This window comes from Zunongwangia sp. SCSIO 43204 (assembly GCF_019904275.1).
Taxonomy (GTDB): domain Bacteria; phylum Bacteroidota; class Bacteroidia; order Flavobacteriales; family Flavobacteriaceae; genus Zunongwangia; species Zunongwangia mangrovi.
This window is the reverse complement of the sequence record NZ_CP063204.1, coordinates 1,449,750-1,474,041: the sequence shown is the minus strand read 5'-3', so window position 1 is coordinate 1,474,041 and position 24,292 is coordinate 1,449,750. Positions and strand designations below refer to the sequence as shown.

Annotated in this window: 21 protein-coding genes and 1 tRNA gene; 4 read left to right on the top strand and 18 right to left on the bottom strand. The window is 36.2% G+C overall.

Features of this window, described 5'->3' with window-relative positions:
- Positions 1 to 52 precede the first annotated feature (52 nt).
- From INR75_RS06560 to INR75_RS06550, 3 genes are all read right to left on the bottom strand, one after another.
- Positions 53 to 415, bottom strand: coding sequence for a hypothetical protein (locus INR75_RS06560; RefSeq protein WP_223091258.1), 363 nt, complete (start codon positions 413 to 415; stop codon positions 53 to 55).
- A 17-nt stretch (positions 416 to 432) separates the two neighbouring features.
- Positions 433 to 1,641 carry a site-specific integrase gene (locus tag INR75_RS06555; protein WP_223091257.1) on the bottom strand — a complete coding sequence of 403 codons (1,209 nt, stop codon included), beginning with the start codon at positions 1,639 to 1,641 and terminating at the stop codon, positions 433 to 435.
- 88 nt (positions 1,642 to 1,729) lie between these two features.
- Positions 1,730 to 1,811: transfer RNA gene (locus tag INR75_RS06550), tRNA-Leu, on the bottom strand.
- A gap of 129 nt (positions 1,812 to 1,940) precedes the next feature.
- Here INR75_RS06550 and INR75_RS06545 point away from each other — a divergent pair.
- Entirely contained in the window at positions 1,941 to 3,329 is a 1,389-nt protein-coding gene (locus INR75_RS06545) for a dipeptidase (RefSeq protein WP_223091256.1), read from the top strand.
- Positions 3,330 to 3,749: 420 nt separating this feature from the next.
- Here the strand turns inward: INR75_RS06545 and INR75_RS06540 are convergent, their stop codons facing one another.
- From INR75_RS06540 to ruvC, 10 genes are all read right to left on the bottom strand, one after another.
- Positions 3,750 to 4,706, bottom strand: a complete 957-nt coding sequence (locus tag INR75_RS06540; RefSeq protein WP_223091255.1) for a M23 family metallopeptidase — start codon at positions 4,704 to 4,706, stop codon at positions 3,750 to 3,752.
- Positions 4,699 to 6,414, bottom strand: a complete 1,716-nt coding sequence (locus INR75_RS06535) for a DUF885 family protein (protein WP_223091254.1) — start codon at positions 6,412 to 6,414, stop codon at positions 4,699 to 4,701. Before INR75_RS06535 ends, INR75_RS06540 begins: the two co-directional genes overlap by 8 nt.
- Positions 6,415 to 6,863: 449 nt before the next feature.
- The gene (locus INR75_RS06530; RefSeq protein WP_223091253.1) at positions 6,864 to 7,868 is read right to left on the bottom strand and encodes a metal-dependent hydrolase; all 1,005 of its coding nucleotides are present in this window, start codon (positions 7,866 to 7,868) and stop codon (positions 6,864 to 6,866) included.
- Positions 7,869 to 7,884: 16 nt separating this feature from the next.
- Positions 7,885 to 9,663: a DNA mismatch repair protein MutS gene (locus tag INR75_RS06525; RefSeq protein ID WP_223091252.1), complete on the bottom strand. Its 1,779-nt coding sequence runs from the start codon at positions 9,661 to 9,663 to the stop codon at positions 7,885 to 7,887.
- Positions 9,663 to 10,022 (bottom strand): MmcQ/YjbR family DNA-binding protein, encoded by a 360-nt coding sequence (locus INR75_RS06520; RefSeq protein ID WP_223091251.1) that lies wholly within the window; start codon positions 10,020 to 10,022, stop codon positions 9,663 to 9,665. The genes INR75_RS06525 and INR75_RS06520 overlap by 1 nt, the downstream gene beginning before the upstream one ends.
- Before the next feature lie 17 nt (positions 10,023 to 10,039).
- Positions 10,040 to 10,657, bottom strand: a complete 618-nt coding sequence (locus INR75_RS06515) for a DUF4230 domain-containing protein (protein ID WP_223091250.1) — start codon at positions 10,655 to 10,657, stop codon at positions 10,040 to 10,042.
- Between the two features lie 3 nt (positions 10,658 to 10,660).
- The gene (locus tag INR75_RS06510) at positions 10,661 to 11,011 is read right to left on the bottom strand and encodes a DUF4260 domain-containing protein (RefSeq protein WP_084840485.1); all 351 of its coding nucleotides are present in this window, start codon (positions 11,009 to 11,011) and stop codon (positions 10,661 to 10,663) included.
- Positions 11,012 to 11,014: 3 nt separating this feature from the next.
- Positions 11,015 to 11,761 (bottom strand): cyclase family protein, encoded by a 747-nt coding sequence (locus tag INR75_RS06505; protein ID WP_223091249.1) that lies wholly within the window; start codon positions 11,759 to 11,761, stop codon positions 11,015 to 11,017.
- A gap of 211 nt (positions 11,762 to 11,972) precedes the next feature.
- A complete protein-coding gene (gene hemW / locus INR75_RS06500; protein WP_255584661.1) occupies positions 11,973 to 13,160 on the bottom strand; it encodes a radical SAM family heme chaperone HemW in 1,188 nt (395 codons plus the stop codon).
- A 37-nt stretch (positions 13,161 to 13,197) separates the two neighbouring features.
- A complete protein-coding gene (gene ruvC, locus INR75_RS06495; RefSeq protein WP_223091248.1) occupies positions 13,198 to 13,752 on the bottom strand; it encodes a crossover junction endodeoxyribonuclease RuvC in 555 nt (184 codons plus the stop codon).
- Between the two features lie 127 nt (positions 13,753 to 13,879).
- Here ruvC and INR75_RS06490 point away from each other — a divergent pair, with 127 nt between their 5' ends.
- Together INR75_RS06490 and INR75_RS06485 are read left to right on the top strand one after the other, a co-directional pair.
- Positions 13,880 to 15,001, top strand: a complete 1,122-nt coding sequence (locus tag INR75_RS06490) for a glycosyltransferase (protein WP_223091247.1) — start codon at positions 13,880 to 13,882, stop codon at positions 14,999 to 15,001.
- 416 nt (positions 15,002 to 15,417) lie between these two features.
- Positions 15,418 to 15,696: a YciI-like protein gene (locus INR75_RS06485; RefSeq protein ID WP_223091246.1), complete on the top strand. Its 279-nt coding sequence runs from the start codon at positions 15,418 to 15,420 to the stop codon at positions 15,694 to 15,696.
- Positions 15,697 to 15,766: 70 nt separating this feature from the next.
- Here the strand turns inward: INR75_RS06485 and INR75_RS06480 are convergent, their stop codons facing one another.
- From INR75_RS06480 to INR75_RS06460, 5 genes are all read right to left on the bottom strand, one after another.
- Complete coding sequence (locus INR75_RS06480) at positions 15,767 to 16,336, bottom strand: hypothetical protein (protein ID WP_255584660.1); 570 nt, start codon at positions 16,334 to 16,336, stop codon at positions 15,767 to 15,769.
- A gap of 69 nt (positions 16,337 to 16,405) precedes the next feature.
- Entirely contained in the window at positions 16,406 to 17,647 is a 1,242-nt protein-coding gene (locus INR75_RS06475) for a lipopolysaccharide assembly protein LapB (RefSeq protein ID WP_223091245.1), read from the bottom strand.
- A 160-nt stretch (positions 17,648 to 17,807) separates the two neighbouring features.
- Positions 17,808 to 19,142 carry a M56 family metallopeptidase gene (locus INR75_RS06470; RefSeq protein ID WP_223091244.1) on the bottom strand — a complete coding sequence of 445 codons (1,335 nt, stop codon included), beginning with the start codon at positions 19,140 to 19,142 and terminating at the stop codon, positions 17,808 to 17,810.
- Between the two features lie 111 nt (positions 19,143 to 19,253).
- Positions 19,254 to 20,780: a M56 family metallopeptidase gene (locus INR75_RS06465; protein ID WP_223091243.1), complete on the bottom strand. Its 1,527-nt coding sequence runs from the start codon at positions 20,778 to 20,780 to the stop codon at positions 19,254 to 19,256.
- A gap of 81 nt (positions 20,781 to 20,861) precedes the next feature.
- Positions 20,862 to 21,224 carry a BlaI/MecI/CopY family transcriptional regulator gene (locus tag INR75_RS06460; protein ID WP_223091242.1) on the bottom strand — a complete coding sequence of 121 codons (363 nt, stop codon included), beginning with the start codon at positions 21,222 to 21,224 and terminating at the stop codon, positions 20,862 to 20,864.
- 344 nt (positions 21,225 to 21,568) lie between these two features.
- On the opposite strand from INR75_RS06460, the gene INR75_RS06455 reads away from it, so the two are divergent.
- Positions 21,569 to 24,247 carry a cation-transporting P-type ATPase gene (locus INR75_RS06455; protein ID WP_223091241.1) on the top strand — a complete coding sequence of 893 codons (2,679 nt, stop codon included), beginning with the start codon at positions 21,569 to 21,571 and terminating at the stop codon, positions 24,245 to 24,247.
- The last annotated feature ends 45 nt before the right edge of the window (positions 24,248 to 24,292 follow it).

The window sequence follows — 24,292 nt, the reverse complement described above, 5'->3', positions numbered from 1 at the left end:
TTTTATTGAATTAGCCTAAGGACTTATATTGATGTATTATAAGTCAAATAACTTATGATTTAAAATTAGTTTTTTCAAATTCACCAATCTCTCTAGCAGTTCTTTTTACTTTAAAAAACTCATGCCGCTTATTTTTGTATTTCTTTAATCGCTCATCACCTCGATTGGAATTAGTGAAATAAAAACTACTACCATCAAAATGAAAGGTTGCGATTAAGGTTCCGTTCCAGTTGAATCTTTTATTTCGTGTATCGTGAAGCCAGCAGGTACCACGATTGGAAATCTGCAGATCACAAAAATGAAGATCATTTTCAAAATCCAGGTTGTGATTCTGAAATGAAAGTTTCACATCTTCCAGACGATTTGCCGGAATATGCTTTTTGATATTTTCTCCTAGAATAACTTCTTTAATCATTATGTAATTTATATTTCTTATTTCACTTCTCCATCATATTCATCAACAATTTCTGCATCTACGTAGTGAATATATTTCTGTAGAGAATCTCTTGATTCATGGCCAGTATATCCCATAAGAGTGTCCAGGGCATCATCTTTACTCATTCTTTTACGCAAATTCTTATATCCAATTGTGATATAGGTATGTCTAAAACTGTAAAGCACATAACCTTCACCGAAACCAAGCTCCTTTTTGACTTTAGTATATTTTTTTGAGAAATGCTCACGACGGCCACGTTCGTCTCTATCCCATTTACCACTAATTGAGTTGAGAGCAAATAAATAGTTATCAGGCTTATCTAATTTGTACTTACTAAGATCATCAATGATATCATCGGGGATTCTTTTTGTTTTATACCTCCCCTGTTTGACGAAAACTGATAGCAATTTATTTTCCATATCAAGATCCCCTACTTTCAGTCTTACAACTTCTTTAGGTCGCAAAAAGTTATAGCCTATAAATTTCACGAAAAGGGCCATGACGGGATCTGTTTTATCCAGGTACTTTAATATATCAGTTGCTTGCTTGTGGGAATAAGATTTGAACCTTTCATTTTTAGTCTTATCAAACTTTATTTTAGCTACATAATTTTCCTTAATAATATCGTTCTCATACAAATTTGAGAATATAGCTTTCAATGTTCGCAAAACATTATTACGATTTGCTACTGATGTTTGCTCTGCTATTTCTTTAAGGTATTCACGAGTAATCCGAAAATTAAAAGTTCCAATATCTCTTTTAATCAACTTCTTTTTTTGAAGAAATCTTTTGAATTGATTAACCCTGATCACGTAATTATTATAAGTGTCTTTACCAACGGTCAATTTTTTATTGCTCAATGCATAATCAAGAGCTTTTTCAACCGTTAGAACCTTATTATCATATACAGTAATTTCTAAAGGTGTATGACCGTCTTCTAATAATTCCTTCGTAGCTTCAAATAATCTATGGATAGCCTTATATCGAGCATCAAAGCTTTGGTAGTTTCTATTGATTCCATAAGTGGGAACCAGGTGTTTTTCAAATTTACCGTTTAAACCGGCATCAGGATTAAAATAGGAAAAGTACACATACCATCTAAGACCGGTTTTGGTATACCTTTTTTTCTCAGCTTGGGTAAATTGAGATATAGATTTATTCTCAATTATTTTGGGATAAATCGCTAATCCTTTCCATAGTTTCATATTGTATGCGTTTCGGTATGCGACCTGAAGTTTCTCTGAGAAGTTTTTCATAAAAAAAACGCCCTCGAGGGGCGTCTTTTCTACGTTGTGCGGGCGGAGAGACTCGAACTCTCACACCTTGCGGCACTAGATCCTAAGTCTAGCGTGTCTACCAATTCCACCACGCCCGCAGGTTTCAATAAAATGCTCATCCTTTCGGTAAGCGGATGCAAATATAAACAAATCTTTCAATACACAAACAAGCTTTCAGAAAAAATTTTTGAAATTATTATCTTTGAGAAATTTCAAAATCTAAACCAATGGACAACGTGAAATCTTATGTTGAAGAACATAAGGATAGATTTGTCTCAGAACTTATTGATTTACTTAAAATTCCGTCGATAAGTGCCGATTCAAAATTTAAAAATGATATGATCACCACTGCAGAAGCAGTGAAAACCGAATTAGAAAAAGCTGGTTGTGATTTAGTCGAAATTTGTGAAACCCCAGGACATCCTGTAGTATACGGCGAAAAAATAATCGATAAAAATCTACCTACCGTTTTAGTTTACAGTCATTACGATGTTCAGCCCCCAGATCCATTAGATCTGTGGAACTCCCCTCCTTTCGAACCGGTAATAAAAGAAACAGCATTACATCCAGACGGAGCCATTTTTGCTCGTGGAGCCTGTGACGACAAAGGCCAAATGTACATGCATGTTAAAGCTTTGGAATATATGACCAAAACGAACCAACTTCCCTGCAATATAAAGTTTATGATCGAAGGTGAAGAAGAAGTTGGTAGTGAACATTTAGGTTGGTTTATCGAAAATAATATCGAAAAGCTACAAAACGATGTAATTTTAATCTCAGATACCAGCATGATCGCTAAAGATGTGCCTAGCATCACAACAGGATTACGTGGTTTATCTTATATGGAAGTTGAAGTTACAGGACCTAACCGTGATCTTCACTCTGGGCTTTATGGCGGTACAGTAGGAAATCCTATCAATATTTTGACTAAGATGATTGCGTCTCTTACCGATGAGAATAATCATATCACCATTCCGGGATTTTATGATAATGTAGAAGAACTTTCTGCGGAAGAAAGAGCTAAAATGGCTGAAGCGCCTTACAATGAAGAAGAGTATAAAAAGAAATTAGACATTAATGATGTTTATGGTGAAGCAGGATTCTCTACGCTAGAACGCGGCTCTATTCGACCGACTTTAGATGTAAACGGAATCTGGGGCGGTTACATTGGTGAAGGTGCTAAAACAGTTTTACCATCTAAAGCCTTTGCTAAAATATCGATGCGTTTGGTGCCAAATCAGGATTGGAAAGAGATTTCTGAACTTTTCAAAAAACATTTCGAAAGTCTAGCGCCAAAAGCTGTGACTGTAAAGGTGAACACGCATCATGGTGGTTACGCTTATGTAACGCCAATCGATAATGACGCCTACAAAGCTGCAAGTAAAGCTTACGAGAAAACCTTCGGAAAAACACCAATTCCACAACGTAGCGGTGGTAGTATTCCTATCGTTTCTCTTTTCGAAAAAGCCTTAAAAAGTAAAATTATTTTGATGGGCTTTGGGCAGGATACCGATGCCATCCATTCACCAAACGAACATTTTGGAATTTGGAATTATCTAAAAGGTATTGAAACCATTCCGTATTTCTATCAAAATTTCGCTGACTCGCAGAAATAAGTTTCGGTATTAGTCAGCTGTTTTTACAGAAGCTCTTATCGATATTTAAAACTAAACCTCACAGGTTTTAAAACCTGTGAGGTTTCTTGTTTTATAGAATTTGAATTTGAAGAAATAGATTTCTCGACTTCACTTTGTTTCGCCTTTCTGTCGGCTAGGCAAGCTCGAATTAATCGTTAGCGAAATTTACAGAAAACTGAAAGCTGTTTACTACATGATAATTATTCATTGATTTTTGTTAACTGCCTACTGAGACTGCTCACTGCCACTGAAATTAGATTTCTCGATACAATTTTAATTTCGCTTCACTTCATTAAAATCACTCGAAATGACAACATGATGGATTTTAAATCGAGTCATCGCGACCACATTGACATTAGCTTCCTAATACTCAATTCTAACTACTAACAGTGCAGCGGTCTAAATTTTCTCGATCAAATCTCCACGAACGGGTGAGTAATTTTCGATATATTTTCTGTCCACTTTTAAGCGTTTAAAATAAGATTTTAAGCCTTTTGCACTATTCATTTTTAATTCATCCTGAATATGCATATGCAAATGTGGCTCGCTAGAATTTCCTGAATTTCCGCATAAAGCCAATAGTTCCCCTTCTTCAACCTTATCGCCTTCCGCCACTTTAATCGAATGCTTTTTTAAATGTGCCAGCCATAAAAACTCGCCATCTTTCAGCTTGATTACAATGGTATTTCCGGTCACAAAATCTGGATTCATTTTTCCGGGAACATTATCATAAATTCCGTCGACCACCATCACCACTTCTCCGGCAGCAGGAGTTAAAATTTCCTTCCCAAATGCATAATATTGCTCGTTGGTGCTACCGTCGCCTTCATGTGTTTTAAGATCGTCGTTGATCTTTAAAAAATCGAAAGCGCCGGTTTGTGCAGGATGCTCTACATGATAATTATCTTCTTTCTTGTCGCCACCCCAAACCACATACCATTCACCTTCAAAAGGAAGATCGAGCATCGTATCGGCTTCAGCAAGATTGGTATCTTTTCCATAGGGCGTAAACTTAAAACCGGTAATTTCTTTATTTTCTGAAAGCGCCAGGCTAAACATAAAAGCACCAGCATCAAATTCCGTAGCATAAATCGTATATGGCGGATTAAATGTTAGAAACTCTGAATCGATAATATTTCCTGCTGAAGTCTTTAAATTGCTGAAAAACTCTTCGGTTTTATCTAAGCTAAAGGCGCCTTGCATTTCTACGGAATAACTATCGAAAATCGCTTTATATTCTCCTGAATTATATGCTGAAATTACAGATTCTTTTACCTTTTCATAATCATTTTGATTTTGCCCAAAACTTAACTGAAAACCAAGAACGAAAAATAAGAATAGTATGCTTTTATTCATTTTTTACTTCTTTTATGTAGTTATTTACCAAATCTTCCATCAAGGTTAAAGTCACCGTTCCCTGCGATAAAATTACCCTGTGAAATTCACGAATATCGAAATCTGTTTTTAAAGCTTCTTCTGCTTTTTTGCGCAGTTCTTTAATTTTAAGCTCGCCCATTTTATAGGATAGCGCCTGTCCCGGCCACGAGATATAACGATCGATCTCGGTATTAATTTCATGCAAAGAAAGTGCGGTATTTTTCGTTAAAAAATCTACCGCTTTTTCTCGACTCCAACCTTTAGCGTGCATTCCGGTATCTACCACTAACCTACAAGCTCGCCATTGCTCGTAGGTTAGCTGCCCAAATTTCTCGAACGGAGTGGTGTAAATTCCCATTTCTTCACCTAAACTTTCAGCATATAAACCCCAGCCTTCACCATAAGCCGAAAGATAAAATCCGCGGCGAAATGGCGGAATGCTATCTCCTAATTCAGCATTTAAAGAAATTTGTAAATGGTGCCCAGGTACGGCTTCGTGAAGTGCTAAAGCCGGTAATGCATATTTTGGCCTGCTTTCTAATTTATAAGTATTAATCCAAAAATATCCAGGCTCGGTTGGAGAAGATGCTCCTTTATATCTTCCTGCCGTATATTTTGGCGCGATAGCACTTGGCACTGGTGCTACGCCATAAGGTTTCCTTGGTAACACTTTAAAAAATCGAGGCAATTGTGCGTCGATCCTTTTTGTAACATCCCGACCTTCTTTTAATAATTCTTCTCCTGTTTCTGCATAAAATTGATCGTCTGTTCGTAGAAAATCGATAAATTCATCAAAGCTTCCTTCAAATTTCACTTCTTCAATAATTGCTTTCATTTCAGCATTAATTCGCGCTACTTCTTTCAGTCCAATTTCATGAACCTCATCTGCGGTAAGATCTAAAGTGGTGTAATAATGAATTCGGTTTCGATAATATTCACGACCATTTGGAATTTCAGAAACACCAATACTTTTTCGAGTTTTTGGAAAATACTCGGTTTCATAAAATTTCTTGATTCGTTTAAACTGCGGAATCACATTTTCTTCCACAGCGATTTTAGCGATTTTTAATACTGAATCTTTTTGCGCCTGCGTTAAGTTTTTTGGTAAATCCTGAAACGGACTATAATAAAAGCTTTCTGTATAATCGTCTACGATCTGGTCGTTATAAGTAGCCTCGTAGCCATCGAAAATCACCAAAGGCTGCGTGATTCCTAATTCCAATCCTTCTCGCAACAATGCTAAATTTTGATCTACATGCTGCGGAATCGCATTTAGCTTTTTTAAATACCACTTCACCTGCTCGTAATTATTCAATCGCCCAACATGATAAGGCAAACTCACATGAAATCCGGCATCTGAAAGCAGCGGATTCAAATAAGCTTTATATTGGTATTGATCTACACGTTCCTGAAGTTTAAACTTCATTAATTCGGCCGTAATCTTCTCTGTTTGCGAGAGATTAGATTTATCGATTTTGGATAAATTATCAAGGAGATTTTGGGCAAAATCGGCTTCAGATTTATAGAGTTCTTCTGTATGTAATCCTAAAGGATATTCAGCATAATCGTAAGCTTGATGTTCGCTTTCTGCTTTAAGAATACTATCCAGTTGGGCTGATGGATTTTGTGCAGAAAAAATACTCGTAAAAAATAAACAAAATGAGCAAAGAAGTGATTGTAGTTTCATTAACCAGGGTTTTACAAGGCCTAAGATAATGATTATAGGGAAATGATTCATTAGTTGACGGCTGACAGTTTACGGTTTACAGTTATCAGAGATGAACTAGCTTTTAGCTTTTAGCGATTAGCGATCAGCTTAAATTAATGTCATTCCATGCTTGATACGGACTATCATCCCTAAATATGCTTTTAGACTATCGATCGAGTCTAACTGATAAGTTAATAAAATGTCACTTCGAGTGACAAATTCCTCCATTACATTACGAAATTTGTTGTATCGAGAAGTCGATATCAGGTTGCAATTTACAGAGACATCTTAAAAATAAAATTGGACCATGAATTCAAAATTTTCCACCCAACTCTTGAATCTCATGTCTATTTTCTATATTCTAAGATCTAATTTTTAAGAGCGAAGCGGTCGAAATCAAACTGCCAACTGAGACTGTAAACTGAAACCTAATTTCCTCTCATTCGCTCTAACAAGCCTTTCATCATTTTAGAAGCATCGCCGTAATCTTTTTCAACTTCCGTAGCAATAAGTTCTCCGTCTTTGACTTCGAGTTTATAGCTAAAAACAAATCGTGAATCACTTCCTGTTGGATCGATCGTACCAAAGCGAAGATCATTAAAATAAAGGTTTCCTTCTTTTTCGGTTATCGTGTACCAGCCTTTCGAGATCTTAACCAATCTCTCGAAATTTGGATAATTTTCCAGATCTCCCAGCAAATCATAATTTTTAGGATAGCGCCTAAATTCTATGGGCTTATCATCCAAAATCGAATAAGTTCCCACTAAATAAGATTTGTCTGTCGCGACGTTAGCCGTCCAAAGAATAGTGTTAAACGGACTAGCTTTTGTTTCGATCTCGTAATAAGACAAATTTTGTTCTTCTAAGGCATTTTTAAACTCATAAAATGTATAGATCTTCAGCGGAATTGTAATGCAAAAAAGGTAAAAACAGCTTAGCTGCAGTCCCATATAATTCAGTTTTCTTCGGCCTATAGAATCTTTCGGCCTAAAAGCAGCCAATACCACAAAAAACAAAAAAGGGAGCGTATAAAAAGGATCGATCACAAAGATCGTTTTAAAAGCCAACCTTATATCTGCTGGCCAAAAAAGCTGCGTTCCCCAGGTGGTGAACATATCTAGAAGCGGATGCGTAAATAAACCCCAAAACATCAATTTAGACCAGCCTTTCCAATCCACATCTGCCTTACGTTCGATCTTAGAAATTAGCCAACCAAAAATGGGTGCGAAGATCAAAGCAAAGAAAATAGAATGTGTAAAACCACGGTGCATTTCGTTGGCGGTGATCGTATCTGTAAAATTACGAGCAATCACATCCAAATCTGGGATCGTGCCGGCAATTGCCCCGTAAAGCATGGCCTTATTACCAACTTTTCTACCTAAAACCACTTCGCCTACCGAAGCTCCTAAAACAATCTGGGTTAGTGAATCCATTTAAACTTTCTTTCTACTATTCGTCTACAATCTCCATTTTTCGCAATAAAAACGAAGCATTCATATTTTGGCAAATCCCATCTTTAAAGTGATAATCAAAATGAAGTTCATCATTAATGATTTCAGCGTCAAAATAATGGTTTTTCACCTGGGGTAATTCTGCGGTAATTTCACAAAGGCTAAGATCGTGGGTGGCGATAATTCCTGTAGAATGTGAACGTACCAGTTTTCGAACAAACTTTTTAGAACCATTGGCCTTATCGGTACTGTTTGTTCCTTTTAAAATTTCATCTAAAATTATAAAATATCGATCGTGTTGAATACGATTTACGATATATTTAAGTCGTTTTAGTTCAGAAAAGAAATAAGATTCGTCATCGTTAAGCGAATCGCTGGTTCGCATACTGGTAATTAATTTAATAGGCGTGTACTCACAATTTTCAGCACAAACCGGCAAACCAATATTGCTCATCACGATTTGCAAAGAAACCGTTCTTAAAAATGTACTTTTCCCGGCCATATTGGCCCCGGTCACGATAAAAAATTCTTTGTTGTCGATATAAAAATCATTGGCCACACGCTTTTCCGGGTGTAAAAGCGGATGCGCTAATTGGGTTGCTAATATTCCTTTTTCTTCGGAATTTATCTTCGGAAATGTATAATCTGGATGATTAAAACTGAAGTTTCCTAACGAATTATAAGCATCGGTAAGTTCGATCACTTCAAACCAGTTTTCCACCTGAAGTCCGTATTTAGCGATCCAATTTTCCAGTTTTAAGGACTGACGCAAATCCCAAAGTAAAAAGCCATTCCCAAAGATCCCGAATAACATATTATTTCGTTGATCTAAGGCATCGATGGCTTTAGAAAATTCCCTGAAGATCTGCGAAGCCTTCTTACTTTCTGTCCTAATCGCCTGCTTTTTGTCTTGCATTATTGCTGAAGAAAACGCTTCGTTTTCTAACATTCCCAGCAATTGGTGATATTGGTGAAAAGTATCCTGAATTTTAGAAACGCTTCCCGAAAGTAAATTGATCTTTTTCAGGTAAATTCCCGTGATCAAAATACCAACGATTAACCATAATATCAGCTGAAATTCACTTACAAAACCAAGCGCATATCCAACAATTACAGCAATCGATAATATCGAAAATACCGGCGAAAGCCATTTTATAAACTTCGGAACAAAACTTTTGTATTCTTTAAACCAGTTAACGATGGTGGTAGAAGATTCGGTTGTTTTCACCAAACTTGCGGTAGCGCTAAATTCCTGGCGCCATTTGGCTTTTTCGGACAATTCTTTTACCGCTTCCTGTTTCTGCGGAATATTTTCAATCTCATTTGCCAGCAGAATGCTCACCAGCTTTTTTGTTCCCTCGTAAAGTGCCGTTCTATTTAAATACTGAAAAAAGGAACCTCTTCCGAAGAGATCGATATCCTGCGCATATTCGTGATTAGGAACTTCAAATTCGTTACCATCTGGCAGATCCTGAAATCTTCGCGATTGCATGACATCAATTTCGGTTTGATTTAGTTTAATGATCGCTTTTTGCTTATCGCTTTTATATTTTAGATCGCTATGCCGCGAAACCAGAAAAATGAAAAGTGCGATCCCGCCAATGATCGAAGAAATAATTACCTGGGTATTTCCCCAGAAAAAATAAATTAGAAAACAAAGAATTAAGAAAACAAACAGGCGTAATAAGCTGGACGCCAATAATTGTTTAGAAAGTTTGTCTGCCGCTTTTTGATGAATTTCAATCTGTTTTTTGTAAAAATCGATGTGTTTTGCCATTATAATTGGTCGAATTCTCGTTGTTGTTTTTTCGTTAAGCTATTAACGATTAGATGATAAGAATGGTCTGTAAGTTCAAAAATTAATTCGGCTGGGATTTGACCATCCAGGATCATCGTATTCCATTGTTGTTTGTTCATGTGATAACCGGGAATGATCTTCCCGTCGTATTCTTCGCGAAGTGCTAAAGCTTTTACGGGCTCACATTTAAGATTTACACGAAGCGGAACAGCGTCTAAAGACACCAAAGCAAACATTTTACCCATCACTTTAAAAACTAGGGTTTCAGGATCAAAAGGTAAATGCTCGGTCACCGCTTTTTTATCCAAACAATAATTTCTGAAAGTATCTATATCCATATTGTTGATTTTCCGGCTTAATTTTTTTCGATCTTTTTCTGCTCGGTTTCATCTAAAACTAATGCCGAATAATCCAATTTCCAACCAATGGTTTGCACGATATTTTCCATAAGTAATACCGTATTTAACGCTTCTTTTCTTGCCTGTTCGAACAATGGTGATTCCGGAATTTTATCTACAATATGCTTTTTTGCGTCACGATTAATTTCGGTAAGATCTGAAGTTGTAAAAGGATTAGCCCAGCCTTCGCGCTTATCGTAATATTTGAAATCGGTTTCTATGGTAAGCAATTCCGGTTCAGGAAAATTAGTAAGAATGATCTGCTTTTTCTCGTTATCACTTTCCATCTTGATCTTACTAAGATCGAAACCTACATGCGCTTTCGCGTTAATCAAAATAATTGCCTTCTTTTTCCCAAAGATCAGGCTTATATATTTTTCCTTTAGATTTTCGTAATGATAGATTTCAGAAAAATCACCTTCTACCGTAATAAATTTGCAAACGCTTCTAATCTTTTCCATTAAAACGACAGATTGCTCTTTGGTTTTCACCTTAGAACGATCTTTGTTAAACGCTGTAAAAATAATGTACGATGCAATGGCGCCCGCCGCCAGCCCGATAAAAAGAAATTCCATAGTTTACTTTCCGATTTCTCCCAAATGGGTGAATTTAAAACCTTTTTCGTATTTGAGTCCGTATCCTAAAATACGATCAAAAGCCGAATGAGAAAACAAAATTACACCTATTAATTGTAAAACCTGAAAATGAAGATGAATCCCCACCAGCCAAAACAAGATCGCCAAACCCTGATGATGGAACAAATTGTACAAAAATGCTCCTATTTTATTATTGAAAACATAACCAATTGCACCAATATCTGGCGCCAAAAATAAACCGATAAACCACCACCAGGAAAAGTCTAAAAAATAGAAAGCGAAAATGCCCAATCCTAGTTTGGCAAGTTCTTCGAGTTTAAGTGTTGTTTTCATTGATCACTGAATTTTATATAAAATAGGTTTTGATGGCGAGGCATCATTTTCGAATGAAGCGATCTGCAAATTCAGAAAATATTCACCGTCTGGCACATGATTCGGCACATAAATAAGTTCTGAAATTGTTGCGTCAAAACGTGTATTTTTAGGATAATTCCAAAAAGCTTTATGCGCCAGCAGTTTGCCTTCGTCTTTCTCTTTATCCACGGAAGGCAAATCGATCAGCAAATGTTTTACGTTCAATTGTCTGATAAAAATCATGGCTTCTTCAGATAAATACGGCCAATTGGTATGTGAATATTTTTTGCTTCGCTTTTCGATATAATTTGGCAGTGTTCTTACCACTAAAGCTTCCGGGCAAGAATCGCCGATTTGCTCTTTTAATAATGCTGCGGAAATTACCTGATCTTCACCTTGAACTTCCGGACTTACAGAAATAAGTTTCGACTTAAAAAAGAAGTTTTTTAAAGTTTGATTTACGCTGAAAAACTCTTTGCTGATATGCCCAACACATTCGGTATGCGTGCCATGCCCATGAGGATTAAACTGAATATTATTAAAATTCACCGAAGCTCCTTCTGAAACCTTACCTACAAAATCTCCATCTTTAAAAGGCGTGATCTTAGGCGAATCTAAATACCATGCAACGGGATTTTTGTCGTCCCCGCGTAAACTCAGCGATATATCGATAGGTTTCGAAAAATCGATCGTAAAACTTTCTTCTTTATACTGAATTTGTGCAAGCATAATTTGTTTAGTTCTGGAAGGTAAAATTAGAGATTATTTATGGTTATAGTAGCCCATGCAGAGCATTGAGTGTTAGTTTTCCGCAGAAAAAATTTAAAACTCAGTTTTCAAAATAAATATTAATCCTTGTCAGTTGTTTCTCTTGTATTTTCTCTCTTATCTATTTTCTAAATTCTCAATTCTAATTCCTAACAGCGCAGCGATCTAAGCCTTAATCGATATAAAACAAATCGGCTGCAATGCCGTCACTTAAAAACGTTCCTTTTTCAGTAATATGCATTACATTATTTTCAATTTTCAAAAGCTCTTTTTGAAATAATACAACCGACTGTTCCTTTAGATATTTTACATATTTTTCACCAAATTTGGTTTCAATTTCTTTCAAATCTACACCGAAATGCGTTCGCAATCGCGTCATGATATATTCGTTATAACGATCTGTGGTGCTTAACTCTTCAATTTCGAGAGGTAGTTCCGATTTCTCGATGGCTTTTATGTAAAGCGTGTTGTTGCCGATATTCCATTTTCGGGAATTTCCATCGTAAGAATGTGCAGAAGGTCCAATTCCCAAATACGGTTTACCTAACCAATAGGCAGTGTTGTTTTGCGAAAAATAGCCCGGTTTGCCGTAATTTGAAAATTCGTAATGCTCAAAACCTTCGTTTTTCAACATCGTTCTTAAAATTTCGAAATGCTTTGCTGCAGCGGCATCATCTACCGGTTTTACTTTTCCTTTTTCGATAAATTTTTGTAAAGCTGTGTTTGGCTCGACCGTTAATGCATAGCTAGAAATATGCGGAATATCCAAATCAAGTAATATCTGGATATTCTCTTGCCAACGCTCGTTATTCATTCCAGGGACGCCATAAATTAAATCGACCGAAATATTATCGAATTTTGATATGGCCAACTTGATAGATTGTAGAGCTTCTTCAGCATTATGAGCACGGTTCATTAATTTTAGATCTTCTTCAAAAAAAGACTGCACGCCAATACTTAATCTATTAATTTTTGAATTTGCCAGCTCGTTTAATTTCTCTTCAGAAAGATCATCTGGATTCGCTTCTAAAGTAATTTCAGGATTTTCAGCAATATTGAATTCCGTATAAATCGTTTCGAAAATCGCATTCAATTCCTCTAAATTCAGCAAACTTGGTGTACCGCCACCAAAATAAATGGTTTGGATCGGTTCATCTGGCAGCTCATTTTTCCGAAGTATTAATTCCTTTTGCAATGCACTAACCAGCTCACTTTTCTTTTTCAATGAGGTCGAAAAATGAAAATCGCAGTAATTACACGCCTGCTTACAAAATGGGATATGGATGTAGATTCCATTTCCCCTCCCAGCCTCCCCAAAGGGGAGGAGCTTCGCACTCTTAAGCTTATCTAAGTCTGCCATCAGTTTTTGGGTTAAATTCCCCTTTGGGGTTAGGGGATTATTGCTTTTTGACTTTCCCCGGGTTTTGTTTAATAAACGCGTCCCAACCGGTGTAACATTTGCCGATATTCGGTTGCCCGGAATTGTAAAAGTGACAAACCGCAGCGGCGAGACCATCAGTAGAATCCAGGTTTTTGGGCAAAGATTTTAACTTCAGCATACTTTGCAACATTTTTGCAACCTGTTCCTTACTGGCATTTCCATTTCCAGTGATCGCCATTTTAATCTTTTTAGGAAGATATTCAGTAATTGGGATCTCACGTGAAAGTCCGGCAGCCATCGCCACTCCCTGCGCTCTTCCCAGCTTCAGCATCGATTGCACGTTTTTACCAAAAAAAGGCGCTTCGATCGCAATTTCATCAGGATGAAAAGTATCAATAAGCTCGATCGTACGCTCAAAGATCAATTTCAGTTTCACATAATGATCATCATACTTTTTTAGTTGAAGTTCGTTCAGCTGCAAAAACTCCATCTTCTTATTCTTCACTTTTATCAATCCAAACCCCATAATCGTGGTTCCCGGGTCGATTCCTAAAATGATCCTTTCGCTCAAATTCGTGATTTTTTGACAAGGAAATTAAAGTATTCCTCTTTTGCAAAGCTACGGAAATCTATCTTTGCGATAAATTGCCAAAGGATTTCCAAAACTTCAGTAATTCTGAAAAAATTAAACCCATTTTATGCTAATATTCGTTGTTTTGATCGCTATTTCTTACGCCGCACTAATGATCGCTTTCAAAAAAGGCTGGGGCAAATTAAAAGAGCCGCTTTACGACTACGAAACGCCTAAAAATAGCTTTTCGATTGTGATTCCGTTTAGAAATGAAGCCGAAAACCTTTCAGAATTACTCGAAAGTTTGTCTTTACTGAACTATCCTTTAGAACTTTTTGAAATTTTGCTGGTAAATGACGAATCTGAAGATGATTCTGAAAAAATTATTGCTGAATTTATCGAAAATCAACCTCAGCTTTCCCTGAAGCTTTTACAGAACAATCGAAGTTCTAATTCCCCAAAAAAAAATGCGATAAAAACAGCGGTTGAAATTGCCCAATCTGACTACATTCTTACCACCGATGCCGACTGTAAAGTGCCACAATACTGGTTGCAAAGTTTTAATACTGAAATTATAAAAAACAACCCCGCAATGATCGCTGCACCGGTGACAATCGAAGCTGAAAACCCAAAATTCAGCACCGCTTTTGAAGCGCTTGACTTTTTGAGTTTGCAAATTTCTGGTGCTGGAGCATTCGGACTTAATAAAGCTTTTATGGCCAATGGCGCTAATCTTTGTTATAAAAAGGAAGCTTTTATTAACCAAAATGGATTTGATGGAAATGATAATATCGCCAGTGGTGACGATGTATTTTTGCTGCAAAAATTTATTCAGCAAGGATTAAAAGTGAGTTTTCTTAAAGATAAGTTGGCTGTGGTAACCACAAAACCGCTGAATAATCTTAAAAAACTGGTACAGCAACGAATTCGGTGGGCATCAAAAACTCCAGCTTACAGCAGTAATTTTGCAAAACTTACCGGACTTATCGTTTTTGGAATGAATCTCGCTTTTAGTTTGAGTCTGCTTTTGGGACTATTTAAGCTGTTTCCGTTTCCTTATTTTATGATCATCTTTTTAGTGAAGTTCAATTTAGATTTTGTGTTGCTTTATAATGCCTGTCAGTTTTTTAACCAGAAATCCCTAATGCGACATTATATGATAAGCAGTGTTTTGTACCCGTTTTTTTCGATCTACGTTGCTTTTCTTTCTCTCTTTGGCGGTTACCAATGGAAAGGGAGACGTTTTTAGTAGTTAGCAGACAGCTTTTAGCTATCAGCCTTCAGCAATATAAAAGTTTTAGTTAGTGAGCAATCTCGGTGTTCTGTGAACAAAATTCAATAAACAATGATTGTCATTTCGAGTGATTTTAATGGAGTGAAGCGAAATTAAAATTGTATCGAGAAATCTAATATTTTTTGCAGTTGGCAGTCTCAGTAGGCAGTTGGCAAAATTCATTACAGATTGCGTCTAAAGAGATGGCGGAATCTCACTCAAAATTCAGTATTAAAAATTCAAAATAAGTATCCTGATTCCTCAATCTTGACTTTAGCATCTAAAATCTATTGTCAAGATTCTAGAATCTAAAAGTGTAGCGCTCTAACTTCTAACATCTATCAGCAACGCGATCTTAAATCTATTCCCTATCTTTAACCAAAACCAATCTTATGAATTTTTATATCCTAACTTATCATCTTGTAGATTCTTATTTAGAAGAACGTGGTAAATACCGCGAAGAACATTTAGGTATGGCGAAAAAAGGCCAGGAAGCTGGAGAAATTGTTATGGCGGGAGCGCTAGACAATCCTGCTGATAAAGCTATTTTTATCTTTAAATCTGAATCTGAAGAAACCGCTAAAAACTTTGCCGAAAATGACCCTTATTACAAAAACGGACTCATAAAAGAATATTCAGTTAGAAAATGGAATGTGGTGATCGGCAATTAGTAGTGAGTAGTAGTGAAATTTCAGATTGAAAATTTAAACTGCAAAAATGTTTTTTTACTGAACGCTATAATTACTCTGCTTTAATTACAATTGGCATTTTAAAAGCGGTAGAAACTGGGATTCCGCGTTTGCTGGCTGGATATATTTTAGGTAAAGAATCGATACTTTCCCTTAGCCAGTTTTCAATTTTTGGTAATTGATTGGTCACCGTGCTATCTATCGCCGAAATTGAATCGATCTCTGGTTTCCCGGTTTTAGTTACTTCAAGATAAATATAGATGGTATCGTCGATACTTTTACTAACCACCGGCTGTTGCTGTTCCAGATAAGCGTAGACGTTTTTGGCGACTGCAGTTTCAAAACAATTTCTTGCAGCAACCAATTCGGTTTCCTGCTGGCATTCTTCAAAAGCCGGGTATTCGTCGACTTCTTTCCAGTTAAGGGATTTTGATTCCTGCTCTAAAACTTCTTCAGAAGATATTTTTTTTGTCTCAAAATTACAGGATAACAGCATCAACACTAAAACCGAAAAAAAACTACCTCGAATCACACCTTTTACGTAGGTATGGCTAGTAACTTTTTGTAGCGAGAAAGGCGTTTTTTTAACCTCATCTCTACTGTTGAGTAAACTTCTTTTCATTAAATCTTCGGCTTCTGGCATCAAAAATAATCAAATTGCGCTTAACCCCAAGATTAGATGTTTTTTATACTATTTTTTCTGTTGAGAACTATCGTTGGTATCTGCTTCAGCTAAAGAATCCTTCAATTGATCTTTTTCATTTTCTTCGGAAATTTTTTCAGCAGCTAAATGTTTCTTTTCCTTAAGATCACTTATTCGGGTTTTAGTGAGATACAGCATTTCTCTGGCCAAGTAGTTAGGATCTTCGCTATAATATTTATTCCAAAACGCCTGATAATAATTAATCTTAGTATCAAAATCCTTAAAATAATTATCGCCGGCAACCGCACGCTCGTATAAAGCCCTTATATGATCTGGATTTTCATTTAAAGTTTTCTGGAAATAATCAAAAGCTTTTTTATAGTCTTCAAGATACTTATAGGTAAGCGCCAAACTAAAATATTCCCCATCTAAAGGCTGATCTTTAATCTCGATAGCCATTAATAAATGAGCTTCAGACTGCTTAAAATCTTGCGTGTTGGCGTACAATTTCCCCAACAGAAAATGAGTTGAAGAATTTCCCGGCTCGTAAGCTAAAGCCATTTTATATTGTTCTATCGCCTTATCTTTTTTACCGTCTTTATAATAGGCGTAAGCCAATTTGGTATGAATAAATTCATTTCCCTGTCCTAGTTCGATGATCTTTTCGTAATGCGGAATCGCTTCGTAAAAAACCGCCATCGCCGAATATGTTTGTGCTGTGATAGAAAGTAACGAAACGTTATTTTCGTTTTTGCCTAATCCCATCGCAGTATAGGCTAAGGCTTGCTGATAGTCGTTATTTCGAAGACTTTCTTTAGACAATTTATACAACGCATTTTGGTGAAATTGGTCATATTTATGCGTTTTTTTAAATAGCTCGAAGGCCAGACTATCTTTTGCCATTCGTTCGTTCGCCAAACCTCTGGAATAATAAAATTGTGCGTTTTCAGGATAACGCAAGCTTAGTTTTTCGTAAAGACTATCAGCTTCCTTTAATCTATTCAGGTTTAAAAGTGTTTCCCCATAATTTAAAGCCGTTATTACTCGGCTAGAATCCAAATCCAGGATCTTTTTATAGGTTTTTAAAGCCTTTTTATCTTCACTATTCGCCTTGTAATATTTAGCCAGATCTGTTAAAATTTTTACTGAAGAAGTATCTTCTTTCTCCATCAACAAAACCGCCTCGTCGTATTTCCCAACAGCATATAAGCTATCGGCAATTTTGGTGTTGGATTGTGCATAAATCGAAAGACTGATAAAGGCAAAAAGAATTGTACTAGTAAATCGCATAAATTATACTTTTAGATAAAACGGAAGCACCTGCTTTCGTTTTTCGTATTCTGAAATTAGGGTTTCTCGTAATTATTTCTAATATCAACTTGATAAGTTTGCACCGACATGCTTTTTAGCCCCAGAATCAGTACGACAAGAAGGAAGCCTCTCATTACATTTATTCACTTAAAGTAATTGGCAGCGAATAAATCACATTTACTTTTTCAGAATTATGTTCTCCCGGAATTAACTGCGGAAGGGCTTCTGCGGCCTTTACCGCTGCGGCTTCTATAACTTCACGGTTATTGCCCGCCAAAATCGCTCTGGCTCTTGCTGCTTCAACTTTTCCTGAAGAATTAATTCTAAATTGTACCACAACTCTAATAGCACTATCAAAATCACCTTTTATCCCCTCATTAAACCTGTTATTCACAAACTCATTTATTTTTTCTGAAGTACAGTTTTTTTGCTCTGCTTCAGATAGCTCTTCACAACCCTTAAAAAGCGGAACTTGATCGACTACCGCAAAAGGAAAATCTACCGGCTGATTTTCGTTATTTTCAGCAGTAATTTTTTTATCACTTTTGTTTTCTGCGGAAGTAGCGCTTGCTTCAGAAACCTTATTCTGAATCGTATTTGCTGAAACATTCGCTACAAAAACCAACATGGCGAACGTTAACGGAATGGCAAATAAATATTGAAGCTTAGCCAAAGATCGGCTTTGTTTTTTCTGTATCATTTTGATGCGTTTTTTTAATGATGAATTATTTAAAAACTGACTCGAAAATATAAGATCCTCACTACCAAAACTAGCATTAAGTAAATGCTGAAAATAGTTAGATTTTGAGGTCTTTTTTACCGACTCGGTATCGGCAAGATACTCGTGGATCATCGCAATTTTAGATTGATACACATACACCAACGGATTAAACCAAAAAATGACCTTGAAAATCTCGAAAATCAACAAATCCAGGCTATGTAATTGTTTGGCATGTACTTTTTCGTGTACCAGGATTTGATCTCGCTCTAAAGCTGAAAGTTCGCTTCCCAAAAAAATAGTTTTAAAAAAGGTAAAAGCAGCTTTAGTTTGCGGTAGCTCTATAATTCTAAATTGATCTTCAGTACTTTTAAGGTTTTGTGTAAAAAGTGACTTCAATTTAAACAATTTCAGGCTTAAAAACATTGCGCTTATCACAACACCAATCACATAAGTTACCACCCACCAGTTTATAAAAATTTGCTTCGAAATTATCGAATTTCGGCTGGCTTCTTTTGTAGTTTCAGGTGCGGTCTTATCTAAAATCTGTTGCGCCCTAAAAGCGCTTAGCCTTTCTGGTGAAACCACATCATAAAAAAGATCGAATTTCAGTAAAGGTAAAATTAGCGACAAACTAAAAGAAAGCAGTAAATACCAGCGATTATAAGCAAAAAAAGTAGTTCGTTTAAGACTAATCTCGTACACCAGCCAAAATAGGAACTGGAACACAATTACCTGAATACTGTACTGCAACATCTTTTAATCTTTAAGTAAAATACCTTGGGGCAAACCCACAAGGCATTCGTTAGGAATAAATTTTAAATGAAAACTGCCCAGAAATGGGCAGTTCCCTAGTTCTTTTTTATATTATTTGGTAGCCGGAGCTGGCGGCGGTGGCGGTGGTAAAGAACCATCTGTATTACTTGCCGCTCCAGAAGTACCTCCCCCATTCTGGAAAACAATAGGTAATGAATACACAACACCTACAGCTTCTCCATCTTGCTTTCCTGGCGTCATTTGTGGGATAGAATTTACCACTCTCTTAGCCTCTTCTTCCAATTCTGGTGCTGGACCTCTGGCTCTAATATTACGAATACTTCCGGTTTCATCGATCTTAAACTGGACAATTACTCTGGCAACGACCCCTTTTTCCAAAAGATCCTCTCCTATTTTCGTATTAAATTCTTTCTGAACGTGTTTCATAATTTTTTCTGAAGTACAATCCTTACGCTCTTCGTTGGTTTTTAATTCTTCGCAACCAGCAAAGGCAGGAACTTCTTCGATAACAGCAAACGGAACATCTGCCCCATCAGATGAAACTCCGTAACCTTGTACCTCTATTACTTTTTTATCTTCAAACCTACTAGATCCCAACATTTTATCTTCAATTTCCTGCAAACTATTTACCAATTGAAGTTTTTGATCTGAAGTTAAATTGTCCCTGCTTTCGATCTTAGAAATTAAATTTTCGATATCATTGCTTGGATCTTGCGAAGCAACCTCTCGATCATCTGAGCAGGAAACATAAACAAGCATCATCGCCAATACCGGCACCACCAGTAAAAACTTGAATTTTGCGATGGTTTTAGATTTGTTTTTTTGTAACATAATTATTCGTTTTTTGATTAAAGATTTACTAAAAAATTGATTGGTGAATGAGAGATTTTGGGTTTCAAAAGCACTGTTGAGCAACTGATTGAAATAATGTTTTTTAGAAGTTCTTTTTACCACTTCTTCATCGGCGATAAACTCGTGCAACAAGGCTATTCTATTCTGAAAAATATAAACTAACGGATTAAACCAAAAAAGTACTTTTAAGATCTCGAAAAACAATAAATCCAGGCTATGTTTTTGCGAAACATGAATAAGCTCGTGTTCTAAGATTTGCTCACGTTCTTCAGCTGAAATTTCACTTCCCAGGAAAACAGTTTTTAAAAACGTAAACGCCATTCTGGAATTAGGAATTTCAACAATTTTGAAGTCTTTTTTATCTTCAGCTTTTAACTTTAATAACTTGCCTATAACTCGCCATCTTTTTAAGAATAACATAAAGCTCATAAAACTACCCAAAGCATAGGCTACCAGCCACCAATTAACTTCTGTTGTCTTTTCGGCTACAATATGCACCGTAGGTAATTGTTCAACTTGCGGCTGGTTACCGCCTATAAATACTTCTGGTAATTTTATGGTATTATTGATTGCCGTGACGGCAGATGCAGGTACAACTTCAGACAATAGAGTAAAACTAGCAAAAGGCAGTATTAAAGACAGCACCGGGGTTAACAAAAGATACCAACGGTTTGCCGTAAAAAAGGTTTCCTTTTTAAGAAACAATTCGTACACCAGCAAAAATGCCAGCTGAAAAACGATAATCTGAATAATGTACCTTATCATAATCTTTTATTTTTAGAATCTCTTGAAAGAATTTCCAAATCAGAAAACTCTTTATTTCTGAAAATCAATGAACTTTTAGAATTATTTATCCCTTTTATTAATTTCTTTTAAAATGGCTTCTAAATCCTTAGTATCCATTTCGTTCTTTTTCATGAAAAAAGAAACCATACTTTTAAAAGACCCATTAAAGTAATTGTTAATTAGCTTCGTCATACTCTGGTCACTGTAGGTCTCTTTCGCAACTATAGGAAAGTAGATGTATCCTTTCCCCTTTTTGCGATGATCTACAAATTCTTTGTTTTCCAAAATCCTAACAATTGTAGAAACGGTATTATAAGCCGGTTTTGGCTCTGGCATCTCTTCGATAATCGTAGCGACGTTCGCTTCCTTTAATTGCCAGAGAATTTGCATGATCTCTTCTTCTGCTTTTGTTAATTGCTTCATTTTTTATTTTTTAATAGGGTCTTTAATTTCATAAATCTTGAGTATTCGAAGGTCTTTTAGTAACATTAATAGCAATTCCAAAAGACCTTGTTATACTCATTTGATGAAACTGATAGCATTGATTGATGATGCTAATATAAACTAATCATTTAGTTTAAACTAATCTGTTAGTTCAAAAAACTAAACTTTAACATTTCATGATGCTTATTGATTCCTGAAACTTCATGTAATCTATTGATTTATAAACTTTTTATAAAATTGCTCAAAATAATCATAAGGGTAAGCTTCAGCTTTGAGAATTTCTATAACTTTTGGTTTAACCAATCGACTAATCATAACACTTCATGGAAAATGCTTATCAAAAAGCGATAGCCCAAATAGAAAATGAATTCAATACTAGTAGCAAAAATGGGCTTTCAGGAGATCAGGCCAAAGATAAACTTCAAGAATACGGCCCTAATAAATTAAAGGAAAGTAAACAGAAGAGCCTTTGGGCAATACTAATCGCCCAAATTGCCAATCCAGTGATCTATTTACTTACCGCAGCAGCGGTTTTGGCTTTTGTTTTTGGTGATATTGCTGAAGGTATCGCTATTTTAGTTGTACTAGTGGCAAACACCATTATTGGTTTTTGGATGGAATATCAGGCGCAAAAATCTATGGAAGCTATTAAAGAAATGGATAAAACTGAAGCCATGGTTTTGCGTGACGGGAAGGATAAAACTATTGATGCTGAAGAAATTGTACCCGGAGACATCCTTATTGTAAAGGCAGGTGTTTTAATTCCGGCAGATGCTCGTGTTTTTGAAGCAACCGAACTTAAAGTTGACGAATCCCCATTAACTGGAGAATCTGTTCCTGTTTCTAAAAACCCTGAAGATATCGAGGGAGAAAAACAAATTGGTGATCGTAACAATATATTACACAAAGGAACTGCCGTTACCGGCGGAACCGGAAAAGCAATTGTTTTTGCTACAGGAATGGATACCGAAATGGGAAATATTTCGGCAATGGTAAACGAACAGGAAGACGATGAAACACCTCTAAATAAAAAATTACATAGTTTAACCCATAATCTTATCTGGGTTATTTTAGGAATGGCGGCTGCATTTTTCTTATTTGGGTGGATCGCCGGCAAAGATATTTATCAATTAATTCAGACTTCAATTGCCTGGGCAATTGCGGCCATACCAGAAGGGCTTCCTATTGTAGCAAGTATCGCTTTAGCCAGAGGAATGTATCGACTTTCCAAAAAGAATGTATTGGTTAAAAAACTGGCAGCGGTAGAAACTCTAGGTGAAACTACCGTCATTTTTACCGACAAAACAGGAACGCTTACTAAAAACGAACTTACTGTTAAAGGTTTTCTATATCCTAAATCGGATTATAAAAAAGTCGACTGGAACAACAGTGAAAAACCGGTTATTAAAGGGATCGAAAAATCAGATAGCCAACAAAACTTTAAGCAACTATTTAAAATTTCGGTTTTAGCAAATGATGCCAATCTTAAGGATAATGACGATGAAAACGATGCCCAGGGTGATCCTTTAGAAATCGCTTTATTAAGTTTTACTAAACATTTTGATAAAGGTTTTTATACTGAAAATAAGGATTTAGAACGAGAAGGTCACATTCCATTTGATTCAGACATCATGCTAATGGGAGCGGTGTATAATCAGGAAAATGGCCATTATATTGCCGGAAAAGGATCTACAGATGCCATTTTAGAACGCTGTGATACTATTTTGATCGATGGGGCAATTGAAGATTTTAGTGATTCAGAAAAAGAGAAATGGAAAAAAAGTAATAATGAATTAGCCGAAGATGGATTGCGGGTATTAGCTTTTGCTTACAAAGAGGTTGATAATTTCTCTAATAATGAAGAAAATAATTTTCTCCAAGGATTAACCTTTGCCGGTTTAATTGCCTTTATCGATCCACCAAGAAAAGAAGTCGCAGATGCTATTGAAACTTGCCGTAACGCAGGTATAAAAGTGGTTATGGTTACGGGAGACCACCCCGGCACGTCTAAGAATGTTGGAAAAACAGTAAAAATTTTCGATGACGAAAAAGATTATGATTCGGTTGTACTTCATGGAAAAAACTTAAATAAAGACCTGGAAGAAGACAATAATGAAAAGCTGGTTAACACGCCTATTTTCTCTAGAGTAGACCCAGAACAAAAATTAAGCTTAATCTCACATTACCAGGATCAGGGAGAAATTGTTGGGATGACAGGTGATGGTGTAAACGATGCTCCTGCCCTTAAAAAAGCAGATATTGGTATCGCTATGGGAAAACGTGGTACGCAGGTAGCCCAGGAAGTTTCAGATGTGGTATTACAGGACGATCAATTCCAGTCGATCGTAAAAGCCATAGAGCAAGGCCGTATTATCTTCGGAAATATTCGCCGTTTTGTTCTTTATCAGCTTTCCTATCACTTTGCTGAAATCATCATCATCGCGCTAATGAGTTTCACCTTATTTATTTTACCAATTTTACCGCTTCAGCTTTTATTCCTGAATTTACTTTCAGATGTCTTCCCTGCTTTAGCGCTAGGTATTGGCGAGGGGAATCCACATATTATGAAAGATCCGCCAAAGGATCCCAAAGAACCAATTATTACCAGGAAAAACTGGTGGCAAATTGGAATTTATGGTTTTATTATTGCTGCTTCTGTAAGTGGAGCTTATCTATATGCTCATTTTGTTTGGGAGACTTCCGAAGAAATTAATAATAATATTGCCTTTTTCAGTCTGGCTTTTGCTCAGTTTCTACATGTATTTAATATGCGAGAAGGCGATGAACCTCTGTTGAATAATCAAGTTACCAAGAACAAATATGTGTGGATGGCGCTTGCATTTTGCATAGCGGGAACTCTCGCGGGATATTTTATACCAGCATTAAAAGAGATTTTTCAGTTTCAGGATCTAGATATCAGGACTTGGATTCTAATTGTCATTGCCGGTGTATTACCTTCAGTAATCATTCAATTCATAAAACTGGTAAAAAAAGATTTCTAAGTGAAATTGATTTCACCCTTATTTAAATTCAACTTTAATAGAAAA

What these genes read in the sequence shown, in the direction of transcription:
- hemW (WP_255584661.1), bottom strand. Translation starts at nt 13,160, where the DNA reads ATGGCAGACTTAGATAAGCTTAAGAGTGCGAAGCTCCTCCCCTTTGGG.
- INR75_RS06470 (WP_223091244.1), bottom strand. Translation starts at nt 19,142, where the DNA reads ATGTTGCAGTACAGTATTCAGGTAATTGTGTTCCAGTTCCTATTTTGG.
- INR75_RS06505 (WP_223091249.1), bottom strand. Translation starts at nt 11,761, where the DNA reads ATGCTTGCACAAATTCAGTATAAAGAAGAAAGTTTTACGATCGATTTT.
- INR75_RS06465 (WP_223091243.1), bottom strand. Translation starts at nt 20,780, where the DNA reads ATGATAAGGTACATTATTCAGATTATCGTTTTTCAGCTGGCATTTTTG.
- INR75_RS06535 (WP_223091254.1), bottom strand. Translation starts at nt 6,414, where the DNA reads ATGAAACTACAATCACTTCTTTGCTCATTTTGTTTATTTTTTACGAGT.
- INR75_RS06515 (WP_223091250.1), bottom strand. Translation starts at nt 10,657, where the DNA reads ATGGAATTTCTTTTTATCGGGCTGGCGGCGGGCGCCATTGCATCGTAC.
- INR75_RS06545 (WP_223091256.1), top strand. Translation starts at nt 1,941, where the DNA reads ATGGACAACGTGAAATCTTATGTTGAAGAACATAAGGATAGATTTGTC.
- INR75_RS06480 (WP_255584660.1), bottom strand. Translation starts at nt 16,336, where the DNA reads ATGAAAAGAAGTTTACTCAACAGTAGAGATGAGGTTAAAAAAACGCCT.
- INR75_RS06540 (WP_223091255.1), bottom strand. Translation starts at nt 4,706, where the DNA reads ATGAATAAAAGCATACTATTCTTATTTTTCGTTCTTGGTTTTCAGTTA.
- INR75_RS06485 (WP_223091246.1), top strand. Translation starts at nt 15,418, where the DNA reads ATGAATTTTTATATCCTAACTTATCATCTTGTAGATTCTTATTTAGAA.
- INR75_RS06460 (WP_223091242.1), bottom strand. Translation starts at nt 21,224, where the DNA reads ATGAAGCAATTAACAAAAGCAGAAGAAGAGATCATGCAAATTCTCTGG.
- INR75_RS06490 (WP_223091247.1), top strand. Translation starts at nt 13,880, where the DNA reads ATGCTAATATTCGTTGTTTTGATCGCTATTTCTTACGCCGCACTAATG.
- INR75_RS06455 (WP_223091241.1), top strand. Translation starts at nt 21,569, where the DNA reads ATGGAAAATGCTTATCAAAAAGCGATAGCCCAAATAGAAAATGAATTC.
- INR75_RS06520 (WP_223091251.1), bottom strand. Translation starts at nt 10,022, where the DNA reads ATGGATATAGATACTTTCAGAAATTATTGTTTGGATAAAAAAGCGGTG.
- INR75_RS06510 (WP_084840485.1), bottom strand. Translation starts at nt 11,011, where the DNA reads ATGAAAACAACACTTAAACTCGAAGAACTTGCCAAACTAGGATTGGGC.
- INR75_RS06525 (WP_223091252.1), bottom strand. Translation starts at nt 9,663, where the DNA reads ATGGCAAAACACATCGATTTTTACAAAAAACAGATTGAAATTCATCAA.
- INR75_RS06530 (WP_223091253.1), bottom strand. Translation starts at nt 7,868, where the DNA reads ATGGATTCACTAACCCAGATTGTTTTAGGAGCTTCGGTAGGCGAAGTG.
- INR75_RS06475 (WP_223091245.1), bottom strand. Translation starts at nt 17,647, where the DNA reads ATGCGATTTACTAGTACAATTCTTTTTGCCTTTATCAGTCTTTCGATT.
- INR75_RS06560 (WP_223091258.1), bottom strand. Translation starts at nt 415, where the DNA reads ATGATTAAAGAAGTTATTCTAGGAGAAAATATCAAAAAGCATATTCCG.
- INR75_RS06555 (WP_223091257.1), bottom strand. Translation starts at nt 1,641, where the DNA reads ATGAAACTATGGAAAGGATTAGCGATTTATCCCAAAATAATTGAGAAT.